Annotated in this window: 10 protein-coding genes, 1 tRNA gene and 1 pseudogene; 4 read left to right on the forward strand and 8 right to left on the reverse strand. The window is 41.1% G+C overall.

Annotated elements, in window-relative coordinates; translation table 11 throughout:
- The 4 genes and pseudogenes from ACO1R6_RS13135 to ACO1R6_RS13150 all read right to left on the reverse strand — a co-directional run.
- A pseudogene (locus ACO1R6_RS13135) lies at positions 1-567 on the reverse strand (hypothetical protein); the annotation flags it as partial.
- A gap of 1,109 nt (positions 568-1,676) precedes the next feature.
- Entirely contained in the window at positions 1,677-3,053 is a 1,377-nt protein-coding gene (locus ACO1R6_RS13140; RefSeq protein WP_486265318.1) for an MBL fold metallo-hydrolase RNA specificity domain-containing protein, read from the reverse strand.
- 264 nt (positions 3,054-3,317) lie between these two features.
- Positions 3,318-3,389: transfer RNA gene (locus ACO1R6_RS13145), tRNA-Arg, on the reverse strand.
- 549 nt (positions 3,390-3,938) lie between these two features.
- A complete protein-coding gene (locus tag ACO1R6_RS13150) occupies positions 3,939-4,175 on the reverse strand; it encodes a hypothetical protein (RefSeq protein WP_486265319.1) in 237 nt (78 codons plus the stop codon).
- Positions 4,176-4,484: 309 nt separating this feature from the next.
- Here ACO1R6_RS13150 and ACO1R6_RS13155 point away from each other — a divergent pair, with 309 nt between their 5' ends.
- A complete protein-coding gene (locus tag ACO1R6_RS13155; protein WP_486265320.1) occupies positions 4,485-5,246 on the forward strand; it encodes a glycoside hydrolase family 25 protein in 762 nt (253 codons plus the stop codon).
- A gap of 40 nt (positions 5,247-5,286) precedes the next feature.
- Here ACO1R6_RS13155 and purU read toward each other — a convergent pair whose 3' ends face one another.
- The 4 genes from purU to ACO1R6_RS13175 form a co-directional block, all read right to left on the reverse strand.
- Positions 5,287-6,126 (reverse strand): formyltetrahydrofolate deformylase, encoded by an 840-nt coding sequence (purU, locus tag ACO1R6_RS13160; RefSeq protein WP_486265321.1) that lies wholly within the window; start codon positions 6,124-6,126, stop codon positions 5,287-5,289.
- A 186-nt stretch (positions 6,127-6,312) separates the two neighbouring features.
- Positions 6,313-9,291, reverse strand: a complete 2,979-nt coding sequence (locus tag ACO1R6_RS13165; RefSeq protein ID WP_486265322.1) for a M16 family metallopeptidase — start codon at positions 9,289-9,291, stop codon at positions 6,313-6,315.
- 240 nt (positions 9,292-9,531) lie between these two features.
- Positions 9,532-10,572 carry a UbiA prenyltransferase family protein gene (locus ACO1R6_RS13170; RefSeq protein WP_486265323.1) on the reverse strand — a complete coding sequence of 347 codons (1,041 nt, stop codon included), beginning with the start codon at positions 10,570-10,572 and terminating at the stop codon, positions 9,532-9,534.
- Complete coding sequence (locus tag ACO1R6_RS13175; protein WP_486265324.1) at positions 10,547-11,272, reverse strand: HAD family hydrolase; 726 nt, start codon at positions 11,270-11,272, stop codon at positions 10,547-10,549. The genes ACO1R6_RS13170 and ACO1R6_RS13175 overlap by 26 nt, the downstream gene beginning before the upstream one ends.
- Before the next feature lie 424 nt (positions 11,273-11,696).
- On the opposite strand from ACO1R6_RS13175, the gene ACO1R6_RS13180 reads away from it, so the two are divergent.
- The 3 genes from ACO1R6_RS13180 to ACO1R6_RS13190 all read left to right on the forward strand — a co-directional run bounded on the left by ACO1R6_RS13180 (position 11,697) and on the right by ACO1R6_RS13190 (position 17,507).
- Positions 11,697-13,391 (forward strand): glycosyltransferase family 39 protein, encoded by a 1,695-nt coding sequence (locus tag ACO1R6_RS13180; protein ID WP_486265325.1) that lies wholly within the window; start codon positions 11,697-11,699, stop codon positions 13,389-13,391.
- A gap of 276 nt (positions 13,392-13,667) precedes the next feature.
- The gene (locus tag ACO1R6_RS13185; RefSeq protein WP_486265326.1) at positions 13,668-15,299 is read left to right on the forward strand and encodes a hypothetical protein; all 1,632 of its coding nucleotides are present in this window, start codon (positions 13,668-13,670) and stop codon (positions 15,297-15,299) included.
- A gap of 519 nt (positions 15,300-15,818) precedes the next feature.
- Entirely contained in the window at positions 15,819-17,507 is a 1,689-nt protein-coding gene (locus ACO1R6_RS13190; protein WP_486265327.1) for a glycosyltransferase family 39 protein, read from the forward strand.
- Positions 17,508-17,568: the final 61 nt, after the last annotated feature.

Below are 17,568 nucleotides of genomic sequence, written 5' to 3' on the forward strand. Positions count from 1 at the left end.
GGTAGCGGCGGTTGCTCCCTGAATATTATTGTTGCCATTGCGCCATTGGTAAGCTAAGCCAATACCAGTATTAGCCTTTAAAATTACCGAACCCTCTGAGCAAAAAGTTAATGGTGTATCGTAAGTAATAGTAGCCGTTGGAAAAGGATTAACTGTTAGAGTAGCAGGATTCGTTGTAGCTATGATGCTGCTATTAGGTCTCAAATAACGAACTCTGTAGTATCCAGTGTTATTAACAGATGCACCTGCAATCGTGTATGTAGTAGTATAGGCGTCTGGAAAGTCAATTTCTGTTTTTACTGTTTGATAGCTATTTTCTAATCCAGAAGGACTGTATTGCCATAGTAGTGTAGCAGCTTTGGTATTTCCACTTCCGCTATAAGATGAAGTAAATGAAATCGTTCCCCCTACACAAACACTTTGGGTAGCTGGCGTTGGGTTTACTGCCTGTGCCGAAGCTGTTTGTACCAGCAGTAAAGACAGAAAGATAAATAAGGTTGTTGCAATTGCCGAGTGGTTTCGGGCTCGGGCTACCGCTTCGATAAGATAGGTAAAATTTTTTTGCATAAAATTAGGGTTAAAATAGTAGTGCGTAATTTTTTGGTGTTTTTAATAAAGTTTAAACAAGATTCGGCGAGCCGGTAGTTGTTTAGCAGGGGGGCGAGGTCGGAAGTTAAATGACTATGTCTTAGCTAAATGCTTAGGTTATAGTAATAAAATTTATTTAGATAAAGAGCGAGTATAAATGAGATTAACTAAAAAGTGAGATAAGATGCTTAAACTTTGCGCGATTAGATAGTTTAGGTTTATAGCTTTAAATGAATATGTAAACATTGCAATAAAAAATAAGCCTTTATTAAGGCGGTTCTAAAATTATATGGAAAAAAGTAAAAAAAAAATTTATTTATGAATATTTGTTATAATGCTTTCTGGCTTTTTCTAACTAAATTATCTCTTTACTTAAATTTTACATCTTTAGATTAGAATAGTAATTGTTCAATTAATTACATTTTTAATTTTTATATATTGTTTTTTAAAACTTAATAAAGAAATTAAGATCACATAATATCTCTTAATCTTCTGCTTACTTAGATATCTATATTTACTACTTGCAAAATTTCATTTAAGCCCTTTTTAATAGGACTGCATATAATAGTAATCTAATTAAATGCCAAATTTTGAATATAGGTGTATTTCTATGTTTTGCCTCATTTTGACAATAATTGGGAAGATTTAACCACGTGTATAATCCGGAAAATGGAAAGTAAAATCCAGAAAGTGGAAAAAGTAAGTAGGTTAATATTATAAACAGAAAATCTTAAAAAATGGCTTCTGGGTTTAAACAATGCTCATATTAACTTATAAAATTCTAGTATAAACCTAAAAAGAAAGAATTTTATTTTATACAGGGAGGTTGTTTATCTTAAAATATTAATAATTCTGACCTCTTAAATATTTTTTTCGGAGACAGAATGGAGCAGATGGTTATTAACCTTTACTGATTAACTGGCATTTAAATGAGTAATCGGGTAAAGCAATAATCAGGTATAAATTACGCCTATTTTAATTATAGCCCGGATGAATTGAAATAAATAGTTGCTGAATTAAATTCTATGTATTACACCTGCTCTGCAATATCTGTGCAGAGCAGGTGTAATACATAGAATAAGTTTTTGTTAAATTACATAAGATAATCGCGGATCCGGTATCTCTATGTTCTGGTAGCCCAAATCTTCCAGGTCGGCTTTTAACTTTTGCATAACCGGCTTTTCGCCGTGGACTAAATATATCTTCTGAATCTGTTCTTTATTTTGGCAATGTAAAAATTTAGCAATGTCGCTGTAGTCGGCATGGGCACTGTATTCTTTCATTAAAATAATTTCGGCGTTTACCGGAATTTCTTCGCCCATTATTTTTACTTGTTGGGCACCGTTTAGTAATTGGCCGCCCAGGGTAGATGGCTCGCAATAACCGGTAATCAGTACGGCGCTGTTCGCATCGGCCAGGTTGTTTTTCAGGTGATGCCGGATGCGGCCTGCTTCCATCATGCCCGACGAAGAAATAATAACGCAAGGTTCTTCCAGGTTCATCAGGTTTTTAGAATCTTCTGTTTCAGTAATAAAATTGAGCTGCGGAAAACCAAACGGGTCGGGATCAGTTTTAATATATTCCTGCATGGTTTGGTTAAAATGCTCGGGGTTGTTGCGCATAATTTCAGTAGCGTATACTGATAGCGGGCTATCCACAAAAACCTTAACGTGCCCTGGCAAACGGCCTTCTTCGGCGAGGTAGTTTAAGGAATAAATAAGTTCCTGGGTGCGGCCAATGCTAAAAGCCGGAATTAAGAGTTTGCCCTGGCGCTCTACACAAACCTGTTGTACCAATTGTTCCAGCCGCTCTTCGGTGTTCTCCAGGCTGCTGTGCAGTTTATCTCCATACGTAGATTCACACAAAATTACCTGGGCTGGCGGGCAAGGCTGCGGTGCATTGAGTATGCGGTTAGCAAAGCGTCCAATATCGCCGCTAAAGCATAGGGTGCGTTCCTGGCCATTGTCCTGCAGTTTTAGGTTAATAGCGGCACTGCCTAACACGTGGCCGGTATCGGTAAACAATAATTCTATGTCGGGATCTATGGCGTAGGGCTGGTTGTAAGGAATGGTTTCAAAAAGTTTCAAGGTTTGTTCTACGTCTTCTTCGGTGTAAAGAGCCGCCTCAGCAGTAGAACTGTTTTCGTTGTTTTCGTGAATGCGGGCGCTATCGCGCAGGAGTAGTTCGCAGAGTTCCAGGGTAGGGGGTGTGCAATAAATGGGGCCGTTATAGCCAAACTTTACCAGTCGTGGAATTAAGCCCGAATGGTCTATATGGGCATGGGAGAGGATCAGATAATTGATGTTAGTGGGTTCAAAATCAAAATCCCGGTTTTGCTGGTCGTCTTTTTCGCCTTTGCCTTGCTGGAGGCCGCAATCGAGTAAAATGCGTTTGCCGTTTTCTAAAGTAATTAAATGCTTGCTACCCGTAACTGTTTGGGCGGCGCCGTAAAAAGATATGGTCATATAAGTTGATTAGCCGTTTAAAAGGTTGGCTATTCTACGGGCCATTATGGGTTCTGTTGCTTGGCTAGAGCCAGAATAATTTAGAACGGGTAGAGAATAAATATTAAATACCAGCAACCAGCTTGCGTTGCAAATTAAATTTACAATTACCGGAATAAAGCCGGTTAAAATTGCTGCAAAAAGCAAAGCTAAGTTTATAAGGCAGCCTACAGAAAATAAAAAAGCCTGCCGGTTAATTCCAGCAGGCTTTTTGCTAATTTGTAGTGCTCCCGAAGGGATTCGAACCCCTATCATTGGTACCGGAAACCAACATTCTATCCATTGAACTACGGAAGCAGGTAGTATTCTAAAGCCAAAATTAATCTATTTTGTTCAAATAATCGATCATCTTTTTAAAGAAAAGTTTTAATTATAACATTTACAGAGTGTTATATTTTATTTTGGGCGTAAATAAGCCATTTAGATACAAATCTGTACGTAAGAAAAGATATTATTCCGGCAGATTAAGTTATTGGTTTATGCTGCCGTGAGGGCAGGAGATAGGGTGCCGCGATTATTTTAAAGTATAATCGTTTTTATAATCCGGAATAGGAAAGCGTTAATGTACTGGTAAATAATTTAACCGGCTGCCTGCCCATATCTAGGTAAATTATTTAAGCTTTAACGGCAGAAATGCTGTTATTTTAACCCAATATATTTTTTTGCAGGTATTTATAATTGCCGGTTTGTTTAGTTATAACGTATTTATTTGCCTGGAGAAGGCCAATACAATCCGGCCAGGGTAAACCTTGAGGGGGCAGGTTTTACCCTGGATAATTAGTGGCAGATAAGCGGTACCAGACTTCAGCGAGCGGTATAGATAGTAAATATTGTGCGGTTTCGGATTTAGGGTCTTAAATATTTAAAGGCTTCGTTTTCCGAAATAAGCTCATAAGCATCCAGTACTTTGTCGTTGGTGCCGGTATTATAACCTTTAATGTAATAACTGCCGTTGGCTTTGTAAACAGCATAATTATGCGCGCCATAAGGGGCAGATAAGTTGCGGGCAAACGGAAAAGCACGGGATAAGTCAAAACGTTTACCACAACGGGTCTGAATAACGGTTGAAGAAAGTCTTTCCATAACACAAAAAGAAATTAGAGAGTTGGTGTGATTAGTTAGTTATTTAGAAACTTGGATATTAATGGCAGCTTTATTCAAAATAGTTAAATAACACCTCGATTATTACCTTTTAAATTTAATATATTTAAATATAAAAGACAAATGTTTAAGCGTTTTTTCTGGATAAATAAAATATAGAATATAAAAATTCTGTATTTTTAAACTGGTAAATGTTGTGCTACCGGTAAATATTCAAAATACAGTGCCTGAGTTAGGGTTAATTTTTTTCGGATGCGTAGGATAAAGTCCAAATCTAGATGGCGGATTAAGTTGCTTGTTTTTGTTGGGCTGGGGGTGTTGCTGTATTTTTTAGCACCCATCCTGATAAACCGCTATGGACACCTGGCCGGCATTAAATCTATGATTAAAAAAGGCCAGGTTTATTATTATGGTTTGCCCGGCGAGCGGGTAAGCTGGCCCAAAGGGCACACGGTGCGCGGCATAGACGTATCGCGGTACCAAACCCACGTTAACTGGCCCGAGGTGCGGCAAGACCAGATTGCTTTTGCTTTTATAAAAGCCACCGAAGGTTTTTACCGGCAAGATCAGCTTTTTGATTTTCATTGGCAGGAAAGCTGCCAGGTAGGTTTGCTCCGCGGCGCTTACCATTATTACCGGCCCGGGCAGCCGGCTTTGTTACAGGCACTTAATTTTATTAGGGTAGTAAGCCTGGCACCCGGCGATTTGCCCCCGGTGCTGGATATAGAAGAAATGGGCAGCGAATCGGCTGAAGAGATTAGGGCCGGCATAAAAACCTGGCTTAAATTAGTAGAGAAGAAATACGCCACTAAACCTATTATTTACACCAATTATAATTTTTACGAACGCTATTTAGCGGGGCATTTCGATGAATACCCGCTTTGGATTGCCCATTACCAGGTACCCCGCCTGCGAATTAAGCCCAGTGCCAACCGCAAGATCAAATTCTGGCAACACACCGACAGGGGCAAAGTAGCCGGTATTAAAGGCCGGGTAGATTGTAATGTTTTTTACGGGAGCCGGCAGGAACTAAAAGGCTTGTGTCTGCCCTAAAATTCTGTAAAAGCAGCCGACAGCTTCTGGTTGTGATTACTTAGTCGAAAATAATGGTTTTGTTGTTGCTCACAAATACCTTATCGGCAAATACCAGTTTTAGGGCCTGGGCCAATACAATTTTTTCTACGTCGCGGCCCGATTGCGCCATATCCTGGGCATTGTGCGTGTGGTTTACCTGTATAACGTTCTGGGCAATAATAGGGCCTTCGTCGAGGTTGGCGTTAACGAAGTGAGCCGTTGCTCCAATAATTTTTACGCCGCGGGTATACGCCTGGTGGTAAGGTTTGGCACCCACAAAAGCCGGTAAAAACGAGTGGTGAATATTTATTATGCGATTAGGAAACCGGTTTACAAACTCAGGATTTAGTACCCGCATATATTTAGCCAGCACCAAATAATCCGGATTGTAGCTTTTTACCGTCTCCCAGATTTCGGCATCGTGCGCTTCGCGGGTTTTATTCTCGTGCGAGATATAATGAAAAGGAATATCAAACTTTTGCGTTAGCGATTCCAGCGTATTGTAGTTGCCAATTACCGCCAGAATATTGGCATTTAAGTCATTGAATTTTTCGCGCAGTAATAAATCGCCGAGGCAATGGTGCTCTTTGGTTACCAGAATAACAATGTTCTTTTTTTGTTGCGGCAACAGGTCAAAAACAATTTTTTCGGGCAAAGCGTCGTGGAGTTCTTGCAATATTTTTTCCCGATTTATTTCGCCGGCTACTTCAGCCCGCATAAAAAAGTGATTATTTTCTTTATCAACAAATTCGCCGTTGCTGATAATATTTAAATTGTTCTGAAACAAAACCTGCGTAACGGCATAAATCAAACCTTTGCGGTCGGCGCAATGGATAAGGAGGGTGTGGTTATTAGTCATGGGTGGTAAATAAACCAGAAAATTTAGCTATGCTACGTAAAAGTAAGGGCGAGTGGTTATAATATGGCGGGTTGCTTTACGGGTAAAAATAATTGAAACTATACTGGCCTTTAAACACAAATATTTAAAACAGAAAAGCCCTTGCACACGCAAGGGCTTTAACAGGCGTTTATATGTAGAAAGAGATTAAAAAGTCCGGATAACGGCTGGGCCGGTTTTCTCAGAATTCACGGCTTTTTTCTTTTGCTTTTTCGTTTTGGTATCGGTGGGTTGCGGCGCTTCTTTAACGGGAGGCGTGGTATCGGCAACAACTTTAACCGGATTACCTTCGGTATCCAGCTCCACTACTTCGTAGCCCAGCTTTTCTAATCCCGGTTTAATTAAGGCTTTGTCGCCGACCAGCGTAATGTGCATTTTTTCGGCGGGCAAATATTTTTTGGCTAAGGCATCTATTTCGGGTTTGCTAATATTTTGCAAAATTTCGTTTTGCCGTTTTACGTAGTCTTTGTCCAGGTTGTAGCGCAAAATATTATTCAGGAAAGCGGCCTTCTGGAAAGAGGTTTCGTATTTGCGGGCATCGCTCTGGCCCATGGCACTTTTTACAAAAGCCAGTTCCTCATCGGTAATGCCTTCGTCGCGCATACGCTTAATTTCTTTCATAAACTCTACAACCGAGCTATCCGAAGCATTGGCCCGCACCCCGGAGTAAGCAGTGTAAGGTCCGGCAAATTCGTTGCCCGAGAAATAAGAGCCGGCACCGTAGGTATAACCTTTGTCTTCGCGCAGATTTAAGTTTATGCGGCTGTTAAAAGCGCCACCCAAAATATAATTCATAATCGACGACTTGTAATAATCACCGGTGGCATCATAAGGCAAGGCCATATAGCCAATGCGGATTTCAGACTGAGCTGCTTTTTCTTTATCCACCAGGAATATTTTGGTTTTATCGATACCGGCGGTTTTGCTTTCAGTAGGAATTTGCACCGGTTTGGCTTCCCATTTATTCAGGAAAGCCAGTTTGGGTATGATTTTGTTTTCTTCGGTATCGCCTACTACTACCAAATTGGTTACCGACGGCGAGAAGTTATCAGCGTAGAATTTCTTTACATCATCCAAAGAAATATTGCTTACACTCGCTGTAGTGCCTATTACCGGTATGGCCATAATGTTCCCTTCGCCGTAAAGCAATTTGTTATAAACGTTATTGGCCACTACGCCAGGCTGGGTGCTTTGGTTGGCAATAGCTTCCAAGCGTTGTTTTTTCAGCCGGTCAAAATCGTCTTGGGCAAACTTGGGGCGGAACATACGTTCCTCCAGTAAAGCCAAAGTAGCATCCAGGTTTTTGGTTAATGATTGCACCGAAACGGTTGTATAATCGGAGTTGCTGCCAAAAGAGATAGAACTGCCCAGTTTTTCCAGTTCGCTGTTTAGTTCTTCGGCGGAATATTTTTCGGAATCTTCGTTCAGCATTGCTGCCATAAGTGAAGCTATACCGGCTTTACTTGGGTCTTTGGCCTCGAGGCGGTGACCACCCCGGATGTTGAACAGCAAGGTAACCGTGGGTACTTCGTTGTTTTGGGTGCCAATTATCTTTAAATTATTCGCTAATTTACTCGTCCAGAAAGGCGGCACCGTAACTACAGGGTTTTTGCCGGAGGCCGGTTGTTTTGTCCGGTCGAAATTATCTTTGGCTTTTACGTATTTTAAGCCGGCGTACTGGTTAGTTGGGGCTTTGTAGCCGTCTTTAGAAACCTGGTAGTTATCGGGTTTGGCTACGGCATTGGCCTGGCCTTTGGGTACTACGCTTAAAATAACCGCTTTTTTGCCTTTAATATATTGGTTATATACCCGCATTACATCGGCTTTGGTTACGGCCTGGTGGGCTTTTAATTGCTGCGTTAAATAATTGGGGTTGCCTGTAAACGTTTGATAGTTGGCCAGAATAGAAGTTTTGCCCGCTACACTCGATAAACTGTTAATCATGCCGGCCTCATAAGATGCTTTAAAGCGCGCCAGGGCATCGTCGGAAACGCCGGTTTTTTCAAATTCGGTCAGAGCCGCCCGCACTTCTTTTTCCATGTCGGCTAAGGTTTGGCCCGGAAAAGGCAGTACCGTAAAATCAAAATAACCAGCTAGTTCTGAGCAAGGGTGGCCGGCGTTGGCTTGTACCGCCTTTTGGGTTTTAATTAAATTCTTGTACAGAATAGAATTTTTGCCACTGCCTAATATTTCGGATAAGCAATCCAGCGCTACTTCATCGGGATGAAAATTGGGTACCGTGGGGTAAACCATCCGGAGCATAGGAAAGCGGATATTATCTTCGTAAGAAACGTAGCGGTCCTGGGCTATGGTTACAGCCGGCACCTTCATTTTCTTTACTTCGGGGCCACGCGGAATAGAGCCAAAATATTTCTCGGCCAGCTTTACAACTTCGGCTGGTTTTACGTCGCCGCCCACGCTTAAAGTAGCATTATTGGGCCCATACCAGCGCAAAAAGAAGTTTTTCAAGTCATTTACGTCTACCCGGTTCAAGTCTTCTACATACCCGATGGGCATCCAGGAATACGGGTGACCGTACGGGTACAGGTTTTTGCTTACCATTTCGTAAGCCAGGCCGTAGGGGCGGTTTTCGTAATTCTGGCCGCGTTCGTTTTTAACCGTAGACCGTTGGATCTCAAACTTTTTCTGCGTTACTGCATCCAGCAAAAAGCCCATCCGGTCGGCTTCCAGCCACAAGGCCGTTTCGAGTTGGTTGCTGGGTATAGTCTCGAAATAATTGGTTCTATCCTGGCTGGTAGTACCGTTTAAGTCGCCGCCGGCCTGCGACACTATTTTAAAATGCTGCTCATCGCCCACATTGTCGGAGCCCTGGAACATCATGTGCTCAAAAAAATGGGCAAAACCCGATTTACCTACTTCTTCGCGCGCCGACCCAACGTGGTACGTTACGTCTACGTGTACAATGGGGTCGGAGTGGTCTTCGTGTACAATCACCGTCAGGCCGTTGGGCAATACGTATTTCTCATAAGGTATTACCAGTTCGCTGCCTTTGCGGGTAACTTTTTCTACTTGTTTGGTCTGAGCAGTGGCTTTTTGTGCCTGTGCAGGTAATTGCAGCGCCAGCAGCGCCATGGTGCCCAGCGCTAAACTTAATTTATTAAACATATTTTTTTAGGGGATGGTTTGTAATAGTAATTATAACAATTTTTCCTGAATTATTTATACCCTTTTTAGTGGCAAATAATTAAACGCCTGGTAAGGCGTGCAGTTAATAACTATTCGGGCATTTGCTTTACCGCAAAGATCAAATAAAGCAGTTAGGCTAATAAGGCGATACTTATAAAAGCAAAAGCCTCCGGTTTGAATATACGGGAGGCTTTTGCTTTTATTTTGTTAAATATTTGTTTAGAACGATTGTTTCAGGAACCAGTTTAAGCTTGGGATATCTACGTACATTAAAGCCATCAGCAATAAAGTAAATAATACTACGTACAGCATAAACCATTTTTCTTTATGTAATTTTTCCGGGCCTTGTACTACTGAATCTTTACGCAGGCCAATGCCCAGGTACCACGAGAAAAGCAAAGCAAAGAACGGGAAGCTTATTAACAGCTCTATACGGTTTTTAATTAAGAATATACCCAGGAAGAAGGCCGACGTTAAAGCATAAAAGAACATAGAAATAAGCAGGCTGTTCTCGGTATAATATTTAAACGATTTGCGGTACAAACCAGCTATTTCCGGGTTGTTGATAAAGCGGTATTCGGCAAAGCGTTTGGTGGCCATCAGGAAAGCGCCTCCCATCCAGTAGGCCAGAATAATACTGGACGGCGGAATAATAACCCAGGATGGGTCTAAAATACTGGCTGGCAGTATAGCCGTTGGTACAAAAATAAACCAGCCCAAGGCTAATCGGATAGGGTTATTCACCGATTCGGAAAGTACATCCAGATAAACCCGTTCTTTGGTCCGGAAAGGCCGTACGTTGTACATAATACCCATAAAAAGTAAGAAAACTTCCAGGGCCAGGAACTGCACAGAAATATAATAAGATAAGGTAAGGCCAATAGCGGCTAAAAAGAAATATTCGGTGTAAACGTAAAGCGGATTAAGTACGCTTACTACCGCTGTTCTTTTTCTTTTTTCCGGGTGGTAACGGTCAAATTCGGCATCTAAAAATTCATTTATAACATAATTGGCCGATGCTATTAAACAGGTACTCACAACCCCTACTATAATTCTGATCAACAGGTCCAGATCTAAAGTGGTATTGTAAACCATAAACGCAAACAGCATGCCGGGTAACATAAATATGTTTTTGAACCAATGGTCCGGCCGCATAATGGTAACATATTCTTTAAAACCTGCTGGTCTTAAAATGATTTCTTGTTCAGGGGCGCCAGCATTAGGCAAACCGGAATTAGGAATTGTAGATGCCCGATTCATAAACTTTAGTTTTAAGGGATATTATTAAGTCGTTTTTTAAATTATTATAAAAATCAAATTCGTTTAAAGGTTTTTTCTGCACAATCAGATATGGCATGTTTGCCCTGATGGCGCATTCACCGTCCAATTCCGGCCGATCGCCAATAAACAAACAATCCTGGGGATTTAGCTGCAGTTGCTGGGCAGCGTACAGTAAGCCCCGCGGATCTGGTTTTAACCGGTCAATGTGCGGGTCGGTTGAACTCACAATTAAATCGGCCGGTAAACCCATGGCTTTAAGTTTATCGTGGGCTTTGTAATCAGAGTAAATAGCAATTTTAATACCCTGCTGCTGTAAAGCCGTAAAAAAATCTTTTGTGCCCGGATACACGCAGGAAGCCAGATATTTATTGGGGTAGTTAAACATCCAGTGGTCTACTACCTTTTTTACTTTAGCTACCTGGTAATTGCCGCGTTGGGCACACCATAAATATTGGGCATTTTCTAAATCCGGACCGGTAAAGCCGGGTCGCTTTTCGCGCTCTTGCCTAAAATGCTGCAGCATCAGCATTTCTTTAAGCCGCCAGGGCCGCAAGCCGTAGTACGCCAGTAAAGAAAACAGCATTTTCTTTCTTAATTTCGATTGGGTATAAAGCGTGCCATCCACATCAAATATGACTGCTTTTACTTTATGCCAATCTACTCCCGGTTCTTTAAACATTTAAATTCTGCGCAATAAAAGGAATGAAAGTTTAAATATTTTATAACAATCTAAATTATGGATTATTATATTTTTAATGTAGACTTGTTTATTCTGATTTAAATTTTCTGCTTAACGTTAAAGTAAAAATTAATGTTTCAAATATATATATAAAAATATATATTATGAATTTTTTACAAAATAAAAAAAGAAAGATCTTAAAAGATTACTGTCTTTTTAAAGCAATTTATATAAAGTTGCATAAAATTCAGTATTAATTTCAAGATATTTGTAAGGAAGTTACAAATATTTAATCCAGAAAAGTTCCGTTGCTTAGTTAACTGAATTAAAAATGTTAAGTAAAGTGTAGTAGAAGGGCCAAAGCTTAATTTTAATGCTTGCTTCTGGCTTTAGTAAAAGTTTTAATAATTTAAACAAAGTTATTTTGCATAAAGAGTCAACTCCTTTTAATGCTCTCTCTTTAGATCATAGTGGTATAGTAAGGCCAAATACAGTTACCCCACCCAGATATTTAGCTGGTTTAAACAGTAAATTACTGCTGGGGCTAATTATTGGCGCCGGCATTTTGCTGCGGCTTTTCCATTATTTTGATAACCGTTCTTTATGGACCGACGAAATTTATTTGGCTACCAGCCTAATAAGTAAAAATTTCTGGGAATTGCTTACCACCCCGCTGGCTTACGAGCAAAAAGCGCCCATTGGGTTTTTATGGATGGTGCGCTTAGCCGTGGTAATATTTGGTAAAGGCGAAATGGCCCTAAGGCTGGTGCCTTTACTAAGTGGCATTGGTGCTTTGTTTTTGTTTATACCGGTAGCCCGGTTTTTCCTGAAACCTTTTGGGGTTGCCTTGGCCCTGGCCTTGTTAGCGCTGGCATCGCCCATTGTTTACCATAGTGTCGAAATAAAACAATACGGCGCCGAGTTGCTGGTTACGTTGGCGTGCTTATGGTTGTATACAGTTTACGGCCAAAAAAATAATTGGCGTGCTAACCTTTGGTGGGGTTGCTGGGGCGCTGTGTTGCTGTGGTTTTCTTATACGGCTATTTTTGTGTTGGGCGGCATAGCGGGGGCAGTAAGTTTAGGGTATATGTTCCGGAAAGCGTGGGCTGAATTTTTCAGGGTAATGGTGCCCTTTATCCTATGGCTGGCAAGCTTTGTAATTAATTATTTTTTACTCACCCACGAACACACCGAATCGGACTGGTTGGTAAAGTTTTTTAGTTATTACAATGGCTTTATGCCGTTGCCGCCCACAAGTTTTACCGATATAAACTGGTTTGTGCAGGCAGGTATCAAAATGCTTTACAATCCTTTGGGTTTGCTCTGGAACGCCCAAATGGTAGAAAACCCGATTCTGCGGGAAAGCCTTAAAATGCCGCTGGTACCCATACTTTGCCTGTTAGTCGGAGGGATTTATCTCTTCCGGAAAAACAGTGTTAATTTTATGGTTTTGGCTTTTCCGTTACTACTACACCTGCTTGCTTCGGGCCTTAAGCTTTATCCTTTTATGGAGCGGTTTATTTTGTTTGCGGCACCTATACTTATCTTGTTTATTGCGGCAGGAGCGCAAAAAATTACCGCTTATTTGCCTAAACGCCCTCTCTGGCAATTGGTATTACCCATATTAGTATTAGCCGTTCCCTTTATTTTATCGGTTACGCAACTTCTAAAGCCAGCCCTTTTTGGCGATTACAAAAAATCGACGCAACGCGAAGCGCTGTTGTACTTAAATAAGCAGTACCAGCCCGGCGATGCGGTTTACGTTTACTGGAACATGCTGCATACTTACCGTTTTTACCAGGATGCTTATCAGTTAAAGTATCAGGCCGTAGAAGGTCGCGATGTCAGGTACACCTCTTTAAATACAGCTGATTATTTTAAAAAACTGGCACCTGATTGGGCTTCTTTGGCGGGTAAAAAACGGGTTTGGGTTATTTATAACAAGAATTTAGATATTGATATCGGCGATGATATTGAAAAACTGCCCCAATGGTACAGCAACGAGGTAAAAGGTGGCAAGTTATTACAAGCGCAATTCGCCCAAATGGGCAAAGAAGTAAAATGTTTTACTACCCAAGATACAAACGTTTGCCTATTCGATTTATCGGCAGGAAAATAATCTTTAGCTGATGATAAAAAGCAGCAGGTGTTCCGGATAAATTTTAAAGTAGCTAAACCCTGAAGTAAATCAATTATTATTTCTGATTTAGATTTTTGAGTTAGTATCTGCTGAATATGAATTCTGTACTAAGTATGAGAGTAGCAAAATTGATTAATATTCAGTTTCTTTAATATCTATTTAATTAAGCCTTTTCGGTCTAAATATAAGCCGTAACTAATTATGCTCGTCAGGTACGTAAATAAGGTGGTTTTCCCATTAAAAAACAGAGAAACTTTGGCTCCACAGGGTTTAAACAGCACGCATGCCGAAAGTTTAAAATGGAACATAATTATCTGGGCTTTGGTGGGTGCCGGTGTTTTCTTCAGGATTTTTCATTTTCTGGATAACCGCTCTTTGTGGGTTGATGAAGTTTACCTGGCCACCAGCCTGATAAAAATGAATTTTCAGGAGTTAACCGCTCCGGCTTTAGACTTTGAGCAAAAAGCGCCCATTGGTTTTTTGTGGTTGGTAAGGCTAGCAGTTATATTATTTGGTAAAAGCGATATGGCCTTGCGGCTGGTGCCATTACTTTGTGGTTTAGCTACTTTATGCTTGTTTGTGCCGGTTTGCCGTTATTTTTTAAAACCATTGGGCGTAAGCGTAGCGGTAGGTATATTGGCTTTGGCTCCACCTTTAGTATACCACGCGGTAGAAATTAAGCAGTATAGTACTGAATTATTAACCACCGTGCTGGCTTTATACTTGTATATTGGTTACCACCGGCAACCAGGTTTTAAACCAGCATTGTGGTGGGGTTTGTGGGGGGCCATTCTAATCTGGTTTTCTTACGCTTCTATTTTTATTTTAATGGGAATGGCCGGGGGCTTGGGGTTGTATTATTTGCTCCGGAAAGATTGGGTGGCTTTCTGGCAGATAGTTTTAACCGGCACCATCTGGCTGTTTAGTTTTGCCCTTAATTATTTTTTATTTACAAATAAATACGCCGACTCGGAATGGCTGCAAATCTGGTTCAGATACGAAGCCGGGTTTATGCCTTTTCCGCCCACATCGTTAGCCGATTTTAAATGGTTTGGCAGTACGCTGTACAAAGTATTATTTTACCCCCTGGGTTTGTTGTGGCAAGCCAGTACGGTAAATAGCCGTTTTTTGCAGGTGTTTTTCAAACTGCCCTTGTTGCCGGTTTTGTTTTTAGCGGCTGGTTTAGGGGCAATGGCCAAACAAAACAGAAAATTATTTTACGTATTAAGCCTGCCCTTGCTCCTCACGCTTCTAGCCTCGGGCTTAGAACTATACCCCTTTTACGAAAGGTTGCTGGTATTTTTAGCGCCTCCATTAATATTATTTATTGCCTGGGGTTGCGATTACCTGACGTCTTTTTTGCCCACACGTGCCTGGTGGCGGTATGTGCCGGTAATATTGTTGTTAAGTATACCTTTACTAAGTTCGGCGGCGCAAGTAGCCGATACCAGCCAGTTTGGCGGTTACAAAAAAGCGTATCACCGCGAAACCTTATTGTATATAAACCAGCATTTTAAACCCGGCGATGCGGTATATGTATACTGGAATGTGCAGCATACCTACCGGTTTTACAAAGCTACCCACAACTTAAAGTTTAATGCCATCGAAGGCCGGGATGTACGGTATCAATCTGGTAACACTACCCAATATTTCCAAAATTTAGAACCAGATTTTAATGCCCTGAAAGGTAAAAAACGGGTATGGTTGATTTACAATAAATTTTACGTAATTAAAATTGGCGATATTGTGGGCACCCCCGCGTATTACTATGCCGACCTGATTGACGGTACAAAGCTCCACCAGAAATTCCTGACGCTGGGCAAAGAACTCCACACCTACAAAACCCTGGATGTTAATGTAAGCCTTTTTGATTTATCTGGTAAATAAATTTATTGTTGGCTTATACCCAACATAATTATTTGCTGCGGCCAGCTTAAACTTTTATTTATTGGACAAATTAAATATGCTGCAATTAAGGGTTATTGTCTTAAAGTTAAATTCTGTTTAATAATTATAGATTAGTATAATAAAACGCCGCCTGCGGATCAGTTGCATGTGCAAAAATAACAGAACTAAATTTTAACTTTACTGAGATATTAGGTTACTAATTCTTAATTTTGAAAAGGGAACCAGGTTATAAACCAATTTGGTATAAGCAAGGAAAATAAAAGCAAACGGCGATAGCTGCGGGATAGGTCAATATTTTTATAGAATGCGGCAATGGTTATCCGGTTATAGCAAATGCAAGGTAATAACGCACAAATTAAAATTTTCCGCATTTTTCTAAGCAGCTTTAGCTGGGTTTGCCTGGCCACCTGTAACCCCAAGTAGTAAAAAAGGAGTAGACTAATACAGTAGAAGCCAGTTGCTTTTATATTAATCTGCTTTTACAAAATTGATTTTCTATTGAAAGACTCAACCTTACAACTAAAGCCGGTTATTACCCCAGCCGGCCAACCAACTACAGTTGCTCAAAATAGTTTGCAAACCAACGTTTGGAGCTTGCCAATCATTATTTTACTGGCTATTGGTATTTTTTTACGTGTATTTCATTTCCTGGACAATCGCTCGCTGTGGATAGATGAAATTTACCTGGCTACCAGTTTAATTAAAATGAGTTTTGGGGAGTTATTGGCTCCATCGCTGGATTACGAACAAAAAGCGCCCATTGGTTTTTTGTGGCTGGTAAGGGCTTGTGTGCTACTGCTGGGTAAAAACGAAATGGCTTTGCGGCTCATATCGCTTTTAAGTGGCATTGGTGCGTTGTTTTTGTTTTTGCCGGTAGCCCGTTATTTTCTGCGTCCGTTGGGCGTAACCGTAGCGTTGGGTATTCTGGTATTGGCGCCGCCGCTGGTGTATCATGCCGTAGAAATTAAACAATACGGGTTCGAGCTGTTTTGCACCATTCTATGCCTTTACCTGTATATCCGCTTCCATAAAAAAACTGATTTTACCGCATTATTGGTTTGGGGAGTGGCCGGCGCGGTAATTATTTGGTTTTCGTATACATCTATATTTATTCTGGCCGGCATAGCCATTGGCTGCGGCTTAATTTATTTACTTAATTTAAACTGGCCAACGCTATTCCGATCGCTTATACCGTTTAGCCTGTGGCTGATTAGCTTCGCGGTTAATTATTTTATATTTACGTATAAGCACGCGGGATCAGAGTGGTTGCAAATCTGGTTTAGAACCTACAACGGCTTTATGCCTTTTCCGCCAACATCGCCCGCCGAATTTGGATGGTTTGTGCAAAAGTTATTTTCGACGCTGCATTACCCGCTGGGGCTTTCCTGGGTTTCGCTGCACTTTGAGTACAATGCTTTGCTGCGTATTTTACTGCGCATGGCCTGGCTGCCGGCCCTTATTTTATTTATTGGCCTGTATGGTTTTTCCAAGAAAGACAAAAAAAGCTTTCTGGTGCTTACATTCCCGGTCTTGTTGAATTTGCTGGCCTCCGGGCTAGAGTTATACCCGTTCTTCGATCGGCTTACTGTTTACCTGGCACCGGTGTTTATTTTGTTTATTGCGCTGGGTTGTGAACGGCTTGTGGCCTTTTTGCCCAAAAAGCAGCGGTTTTGGCAATATATAGTGCCGGCCTTGTTGCTCATAGGTCCCTTGGGTAACTCCATCCGGCAAGTTGCCAACCCGGCTTTCTTTGGCGATTATAAAAAATCGTACCAGCGCGAAGGGTTGCTTTACATAAACGAGCATTACCAGCCCGGCGATGTGGTGTATGTTTACTGGAATAACCTACCGGCTTATAATTTTTACAAAGCGGCTTATAACCTAAAGTACAATGCTATTCAGGGGCAGGATGTGCGGGCCGCCTCCGACAACTACACTCAATATTTTAACAACTTACGCTCCAATGTAGCCTCTTTGGCCGGTAAAAAGCGGGTATGGGTAACCTATAATAAATTTGCCATGAACGCCATTGGCGATATTGAGGGCCAGCCCGTCTGGTATTTTAACGATAAAGCCAAAACCTTACAAATGATTCGTGATTATTTTGCTGCTATGGGCAAAGAACTTGATAGTTACGAAGCAACAGATATGCAGGTAAACTTGTACGATATGTCGTCGGGGGAATAGTGGTTTAAGATAAGCTTGCCCTAAAAAAAGGCCCCGGTTGTTAAAACAACCGGGGCCTTTT

This window comes from Adhaeribacter sp. (genome assembly GCF_057359045.1).